Raw genomic sequence first — 6,572 nt, forward strand, 5'->3', positions numbered from 1 at the left:
GCGCAGTCCCCAGCAAAGCCGTTCCCAAGCCCGCCGAGACGCTACCAGCCCGGACGCTCTCCACCTACCTGCTCAAGGTCGCACGCCTCGGCGGCTATCTCGCCCGCACCCACGACCCACCGCCCGGCAACATCGTCATCTGGCGCGGATGGTCCAGGCTCTCCGATCTCATGCTCGGAGCCGAGTTGGTAAAGCGGAAATGTGGGTAATTGAAAGGGCGCGGCCGCGTGAGATGATGCGGCTGCCGGGTGAGGAAACCGTACTGCAGCACCGTCTCAGTCTGGTTGAGGAAGGGCTGGATCGGCTGATAGCGGCCTGCAGGCCGCCGGAGCGGCCCTGCTGGTCGTGGCACGCCTGGCCCGGCCGGGCGGCGGCGGGGCTGCTGGCCTTGGCGCTGCTGCTCGGCACGGTGGCGCTGACGGTGCGGCAGGCCTCGGCGCCCGGGCGCTGGGGGAAGGGCATGGTGGCCGAGTTCGAGTACTGCGAGGACGTGGCGACCCGGGCCGGGCGGCCGGTGTCGTGCTCCGTCACGGTGCAGCCGGCCGGACGCTGAGACCGTACTGTGCTGCCCCGGGCGAGGGTCAGGGCGAGAGGTCGCGGCGGTGGAGGGTGCGGGCGAGCTCCCGGGCGATGGCCGCTGGCAGGTCGGTGCCGAGGGCGAGGGTGCGTCCGTCGAGGCGGTCCAGCACCTCGGACTGTCCGTGCAGGGCTTCGACCAGACCGGCGACCAGGTGCTCGAGGGAGGGATCGTCGTCCTGGGGGCGGGCCATGAGCTGGACCAGCTGCCCGACCTGCTCGCCAAGGGCCAGCAGCAGGCCGTTCTGCTGGCGTAGCAGGATCAGGATCTCGGTCAGCGCGTCGGCGCTGCCCGCAGGCAGGGGAGTGGGGTGATCCGCACCCTCGACGAAACGCTTCATTCCGGCCTCCCAAGCGGCAGGCCACCAGCCTAGCAGATCAGCACCTTTTCACACGGGCTGTCCCCAAAACGGCCCTATGAGTGCTGCCAACTCTTTCTGGACTTACAGCACGACAGTGACGTTGAGGGCGAAGGCCAACCCGCCGCCTCAGCTGACAATCAGAACAACTCTGCCTGACAGCAACACAGGTGAGCGACGCGGTCCCCTTCCTCCGCCAGGGTCGCAATGCTGTCGAGCTTATCGACGAGACGGTGCCGCTCGGAGGCAGTGTGCGAGACGACAGGTTTCGATCCTCCTCGGCTCGGATTGCGGACCGGGAAGCCGACTTCAGTCCCATGCGCCTTGCCGGTCCCGGCGGCTGTCCGTTTCCGCACACGCTGGAAAGGCCGGGTCTACCTCGATACCCCCTGTCTCGACCTGGCCGAACATGAGGCGGCGCCCCTCATCCATGCCCTCCGGCGCGCAGCCCAATGCAGGGGTGGAAGCGGGCCGCAGCTTGGAGTTCCGCGACTTGGCCGTTCTGGTCCGCGGGACGGCGGGTCCGGCTGCGGGCGATGAGCTTAACCAGCGCAGGTGCGGATCAGGTAGAGGCAGGGCAGCCTCGGCGTCGCCGCCCAGCGCCCATTGGGCCTCCTCCGGCGTTGGGCACGCCGGGACGATAACGATGCAAAGGGTTTGATGTCCGCGGAAGAGGTCAGGCGCCTGGAGGAGCAGCACGCCGCGCTCATGGCCGAGTTGCAGCATCGCACCCGCAACCTGCTCGGCGTCGTGCGCGCCATGGCGCGCCGGACACTCCCCGCGGATGAGGCGTTCGAGCGGTATGACGCCCGCCTCGCCGCCCTTGGCCGGGCACAAGGCGCCCTGGCGCGGGGCGAGGGCTGGTCGGCCTCGCTCCATGACCTCGTCCATGCGGAGATGGACGCGGTCGGCGCGGACCGGTCCGGGCCCGTGCGGGTCGAGGGTCCTCCGGTCACCTTGCCCGTCGAGGTCGTGCCGACGCTTGCGCTCGCGCTGCACGAACTCGCGACGAACGCCGACCGGCACGGGGCGCTGCGGCAGGCCGGAGGCCGGCTCTCCGTGACGTGGCGGGTCGAGGGCGAGGACGGGAGCCGCCGCCTCGTCCTGGGGTGGCGCGAGGGCGGGCTCGCGCCCCCGCCCGGCACGCCGCGGCACCGGGGCTACGGGACCGATCTCCTGGAGCGCGGCCTCGCCTATCAGCTCGGGGCAGAGACCCGGATCGAGCACGCCCCGGACGGCGTGTCCTGCACCATCAGCCTCCCGCTCCCGGCCGAGGGGGCGTAACGCGAGCGGGCTGGCTGAGCCGGGCCCCGTGAGCCAGGGCCGGACCAGCGGCGAAGGCCCATTCCGTCGCGATCAGCCCCGCGACGGCCCCGACGAGGGCAGGCCCGCCGAAGGGCTTCAGCAGCAGCGGCGCCCCGCATGGCCGCACCGGTCGTATTCCGGCCCGTAGCCCGTTGCGAAGAGGAACGGCACGCCGGCCGCGGCGAGTGCGTCGGCCACCGGCGTGACCCGCCCGTCCTGGAGGGCGATGTCGAGCACGGCGGCCGCGATCCCGCCGTCCGAGGCAGCCGCCTCGATCAGGACCAGCGCCTCCGCCACGTTCGGAGCCGGCCCGAGCACATCAAGGCCGGCGTCATGCAGTTCCAGCGCGATGTCGTCCGCGATGAAGAACTCGTCCTCGACCACCAGCACGCGGGGCCGTGCACCACCGTCCGCGCGAGGCGGTGCCGAGCCCCCGTCGGCGGCCTCGGGCAAGGGCGGCAGGAGGCGCTCGACGGCGGAGAGGGTGGCGCGCACCACTGCCTCGCGCTCGCCCGGTCTGTCGTCGAGGTCGCCGGGTGAGGTCGCTGCCAAGGCCGTGAGTTGGCGCAGGTCGTCGTTCGCCGGTCGGTGCCGGCCGCTGCCGAGGGCGAGAAGCGCGCAGCGGGCCGCCTCCTGCGCGGCGGCGATCCCGGCGGCGCTCAGGGCCCGGATGCGCTGCGCTTCGTAGGGAGAGCGTTCCGATCGCATGCGGGGCTGCCCCTTATCGCGTGTGGAGCTTCCCGCTACTCCACATGCCGGCGACGCTCCGTCCGGTAGCGCACAGACTCGGGCGACTCCGACGCGCCTCAAGCCCGATAGGATCTCTTCGCGCCCGGCGGCAGCCCGAAGAGGCGCTCCGAGGCGCGCCGGACCATGCCGTAGCACTCGCAGGCGACGCTCTCGAGGCCGGGGCGGTCGGTAACCTCCATCCGGCCGCCTGCGTAGCGGATCATGCCGGCCCTCTGGAGCAGTCCGGCGGTGACGGTCACGCCGGCGCGGCGCACGCCCAGCATCATGGAGAGGAACTCGTGGGTCATCGGGAAGGCGTCGCCGTCCGACCGGTCAGGGGCGCTCGTCGCATGTCGGGAGTGTGGGGGAGGTCCGCCGCGGGCCGGAGGGAGCGGCGACCGGATGGAGGGCGTGCGGTTTCGTACAGCAGATAGCCCGATGCGTCCCTATATACCGGCCATCGCCCGCCGTGACCCTCCGGCGCGGGCTTTTGAGAGACGCGCCAGTGCTCCCGCCGACACCCCGTCGCAGGAGCCATCATGGCCGCCTCTGTCGTTTCCACCCCGACGACCCGCAACCGTCTCCTCTCGGCGCTCCCGCCCGAGGTGCTCGCCGCGCTCTGGCCGGACCTCAGCCCCGTCGAGTTCGCGCTGCGCGACGTGATCCAGGAGCCGGGCAAGCCCATCACGGCGGTGCACTTCCCCGAGAGCTGCTTCGCCTCGATGCTCGCCTACACCGAGGACGGCGATGCCGCCGAGGTCGGGATGATCGGCCGCGACGGGATGGTCGGGCTGGCGCTCCTCGCGGGTGAGGATGGGGGCGACGACCTGGAGGCGATGGTGCAGGGACCGGGCACCGCGCTCCGGATGGAGGCGGGCGCCTTCCGCGCGGCGCTCGATCGCTTCCCTCCCTTCCGCGCCCTCCTCCGCTACGGGCACGTCCACCACGGGCAGGTCGCGCGCACCGCGGCCTGCAACGCGCGGCACGGGATTGAGCAGCGCCTCGCGCGCTGGCTCCTCATGTCGCACGACCGGGTGGAGGGCGATGCCTTTCCGATGACGCACGACTTCCTCGGCCTGATGCTCGGCGTCCGGCGCGCCGGGATCTCGGTGGCCGCGGGCCTCCTGCAGAGGGCGGGCATGATCCGCTACGCAGGCGGCCGGATGGAGGTTACCGACCGTCCGGGCCTCGAGAGCGTCTCCTGCGAGTGCTACGGCATGGTCCGGCGCGCCTCGGACCGCCTCCTCGGCCTGTCGCCGGGCGAGAGGGCACCCTACCGGGCCTGAGATCCTCTCCACGCCGGCCCGGCGTGGGGCGGGGACTCCGAGGCGGTCATGGTACGAGGCCGAAGCCGCCCTGGACGCCCGCGCGAGGCGCAACCTGCCGTGCGGTTTCGTACCGACCCGTGGACCCGCTGCCCCTACACGCGCCCCATCGCCCGCCGCGACCCCTCGGCGCGGGCTTCTGAGAGACGCGCCAGTGCTCCCGCCGACACCCCGTCGCAGGAGCCATCGTGGCCGCCTCTGCCGTCTCCCCCCCTCGACTCGCAACCGTCTCCTCTCGGCCCTCCCGCCTGAGGTGCTGGAGGCGCTCTGGCCCCGGCTGGAGCGGGTTGAACTCGTCCTCCGCGAGGTGCTGCACGCGCCGGGCGAGCCAATCAGGAACGTGTTCTTCCCGGAGACGGGCTATGTCTCGAAGCTCGCCTACACCGAGGACGGCGATGCCGCGGAGGTCGGGATGATCGGCCGCGAGGGCTTCGTCGGCCTCCCCGTCCTGCTCGACGCCGAGGCTGACGACATCGAGGGCATGGTGCAACAGCCCGGGACGGCGCTGCGGATGGCAAAGGTCGCGTTCCGGGAGGCGCTGGAGCGCCACCCAGCCTTCCGTACCCCCCTGAACCGCTACGCGCTCGTCCACCACGGCCAGGTCGCGCGCACGGCGGCCTGCAACCTTCGGCATCAGCTGGAGCAGCGCCTCGCGCGCTGGCTGCTCATGTCCCACGACCGCGTGGAGGGCGACAGCTTCGCCATGACCCACGAGTTCCTCGGGCTGATGCTCGGGGTGCGCCGCTCCGGGATCACGGTGGCGGCGGGCCTGCTCCAGAAGGCGGGGATGATCCGCTACGGCGCGGGGCGGATGGAGGTCACGGACCGGCCCGGCCTCGAGAGCGTGGCCTGCGAGTGCTACGGCATCGTCCGGCGTGCGTCCGAGGGCCTGTTCGGACTGCCGCCCGGTGCGAGGGGCCCCTACCGGGCCTGACGTAGGGCCACCGGTCGGGCAACCTACTGGCCCGACTTGTTCCACTCCGCGAGTGTCGGCTGCACCTGGACCGGCTCGCCGCCGATCCCCGCGCGGCGAGCGCGGCATCGAGGCCGACGCGGTACGTGCCCTCCTCCCGCTCCTGCCCCGCGAATGCGGCCCGCAGTGCCGCGCGCGCGCGGCGAAACGGTCCGGGACCTCGACGGCCCAGGCATCGCAGGCGACCGGTACAGCCTCGCCCCGCCGCCCTGCCTCCAGAACCAGGTCCACGACGATCTGCGCGCAGCGGAGCGCCGGGAAGCGGCTCATCCCAACAAAGGTGGAGCCGGGCTGCCCGGGATGGGCGAGGGCGAAGACCCAACCCGCGCGGGCGCCGCGCTCGGCAGAGCTCTCGGGATCGGCGGTGCAGGCGGTACAGAGATTGCGTCAGCCCTTGCTTGTCTTCACCGCCCGGCCCTCGCCCGGTGCAACGGGCTGGTGGCACAGGCGGCAGAGGCCGGCGAAGCGGTTGGGGAGCAGAGGACGGGGAGGCACGGTGCCGATCAACCCGGGCCGGGACTGGTTTTCAACCCGTGGGACGGTCGTTTGGGCACGTAAATGCTGAGCCTCTCGCGGTTCCGCACGGCACATCGTTTGCAAGTTGGGCGATAATGGTCGCGGGTATCTATTCACGACCGCACCACCCCACCTTCCTTTGGAATAGTCGCATGAACCTTCTGCTCAGGCGCCGGGCGCTTCTCGCGCAGGCGTCGTTGGCCCTTGCCTCGATGGCCGGCACCGTTCGCGGCCAGGAGGTGTTCCCACAGCGTCCGGTACGATTGATCGTGCCCTTCGCCGCGGGCGCGTCGCTGGATGGCGTGGCACGGGTGCTCGGCCGAGCGCTGGAGGCCGGATGGGGCCAGCCGGTTGTCGTGGAGAACCGGACCGGTGCCGGCGGTAACATCGGCGCAGCTGCCGTAGCTGGTGCGCCGCCGGACGGGCACGTTCTCCTAGTTGCGACCTCAGGACTGATCACCGTCAATCCCCACCTCTATCGCGACCTGAGCTTCGACCTCGTCCGTGGCCTCGCCCCCGTGGCGATGATTGGCTCGCTCCCCAACGTGATGGTGGTGCCGGAGAGTTCGCCGGCCCGCGACGTGACCGGCTTCATCGCGGCGATGAAGGCGGCGGGACGGCCGATGCTCTACGGGTCTCCTGGCAGTGGCTCCTACATCCATGTCACCGGTGCCCTCTTCGCGCAGGAAACGGGGCTCCCCGCGGAGCACGTCGCCTATCGTGGCTCAGCCCCTGCGCTTACCGACCTCGTCGCCGGCCGGATCGACGTGATGTTCGAGAACATGCCGG

Annotated in this window: 8 protein-coding genes and 1 pseudogene; 6 read left to right on the top strand and 3 right to left on the bottom strand. The window is 71.6% G+C overall.

The features are described 5' to 3' along the window. Positions 1 to 209 (top strand): annotated as a pseudogene (locus ACO1BU_RS35475) (hypothetical protein); the annotation flags it as partial. A 26-nt stretch (positions 210 to 235) separates the two neighbouring features. Beyond that, the gene (locus ACO1BU_RS35480; protein WP_424140595.1) at positions 236 to 553 is read left to right on the top strand and encodes a hypothetical protein; all 318 of its coding nucleotides are present in this window, start codon (positions 236 to 238) and stop codon (positions 551 to 553) included. A 28-nt stretch (positions 554 to 581) separates the two neighbouring features. Here the strand turns inward: ACO1BU_RS35480 and ACO1BU_RS35485 are convergent, their stop codons facing one another. Further along, entirely contained in the window at positions 582 to 917 is a 336-nt protein-coding gene (locus ACO1BU_RS35485) for a hypothetical protein (protein ID WP_424140596.1), read from the bottom strand. A 678-nt stretch (positions 918 to 1,595) separates the two neighbouring features. On the opposite strand from ACO1BU_RS35485, the gene ACO1BU_RS35490 reads away from it, so the two are divergent. Continuing rightward, entirely contained in the window at positions 1,596 to 2,219 is a 624-nt protein-coding gene (locus ACO1BU_RS35490) for a sensor histidine kinase (RefSeq protein ID WP_424140597.1), read from the top strand. A gap of 117 nt (positions 2,220 to 2,336) precedes the next feature. Here ACO1BU_RS35490 and ACO1BU_RS35495 read toward each other — a convergent pair whose 3' ends face one another. Together ACO1BU_RS35495 and ACO1BU_RS35500 are read right to left on the bottom strand one after the other, a co-directional pair. Then, positions 2,337 to 2,948: a response regulator gene (locus ACO1BU_RS35495; RefSeq protein WP_424140598.1), complete on the bottom strand. Its 612-nt coding sequence runs from the start codon at positions 2,946 to 2,948 to the stop codon at positions 2,337 to 2,339. Positions 2,949 to 3,046: 98 nt separating this feature from the next. Beyond that, complete coding sequence (locus tag ACO1BU_RS35500; RefSeq protein ID WP_424140599.1) at positions 3,047 to 3,277, bottom strand: helix-turn-helix domain-containing protein; 231 nt, start codon at positions 3,275 to 3,277, stop codon at positions 3,047 to 3,049. 231 nt (positions 3,278 to 3,508) lie between these two features. Between ACO1BU_RS35500 and ACO1BU_RS35505 the strand changes: the two genes are divergently transcribed. The 3 genes from ACO1BU_RS35505 to ACO1BU_RS35515 all read left to right on the top strand — a co-directional run. Further along, entirely contained in the window at positions 3,509 to 4,255 is a 747-nt protein-coding gene (locus tag ACO1BU_RS35505) for a Crp/Fnr family transcriptional regulator (protein ID WP_424140600.1), read from the top strand. 292 nt (positions 4,256 to 4,547) lie between these two features. Further along, complete coding sequence (locus ACO1BU_RS35510) at positions 4,548 to 5,228, top strand: Crp/Fnr family transcriptional regulator (RefSeq protein ID WP_424140601.1); 681 nt, start codon at positions 4,548 to 4,550, stop codon at positions 5,226 to 5,228. Between the two features lie 707 nt (positions 5,229 to 5,935). Next, positions 5,936 to 6,572 (top strand): Bug family tripartite tricarboxylate transporter substrate binding protein (locus ACO1BU_RS35515; protein WP_424140602.1); only part of this gene is annotated, 637 nt, incomplete at its 3' end.

This window comes from Roseomonas chloroacetimidivorans (assembly GCF_049629625.1).
Lineage (GTDB): Bacteria > Pseudomonadota > Alphaproteobacteria > Acetobacterales > Acetobacteraceae > Roseomonas > Roseomonas chloroacetimidivorans.

Coding starts and splice junctions, on each gene's coding strand:
- ACO1BU_RS35480 (WP_424140595.1), top strand. CDS start 236: ATGCGGCTGCCGGGTGAGGAAACCGTACTGCAGCACCGTCTCAGTCTG.
- ACO1BU_RS35485 (WP_424140596.1), bottom strand. CDS start 917: ATGAAGCGTTTCGTCGAGGGTGCGGATCACCCCACTCCCCTGCCTGCG.
- ACO1BU_RS35490 (WP_424140597.1), top strand. CDS start 1,596: ATGTCCGCGGAAGAGGTCAGGCGCCTGGAGGAGCAGCACGCCGCGCTC.
- ACO1BU_RS35495 (WP_424140598.1), bottom strand. CDS start 2,948: ATGCGATCGGAACGCTCTCCCTACGAAGCGCAGCGCATCCGGGCCCTG.
- ACO1BU_RS35500 (WP_424140599.1), bottom strand. CDS start 3,277: ATGACCCACGAGTTCCTCTCCATGATGCTGGGCGTGCGCCGCGCCGGC.
- ACO1BU_RS35505 (WP_424140600.1), top strand. CDS start 3,509: ATGGCCGCCTCTGTCGTTTCCACCCCGACGACCCGCAACCGTCTCCTC.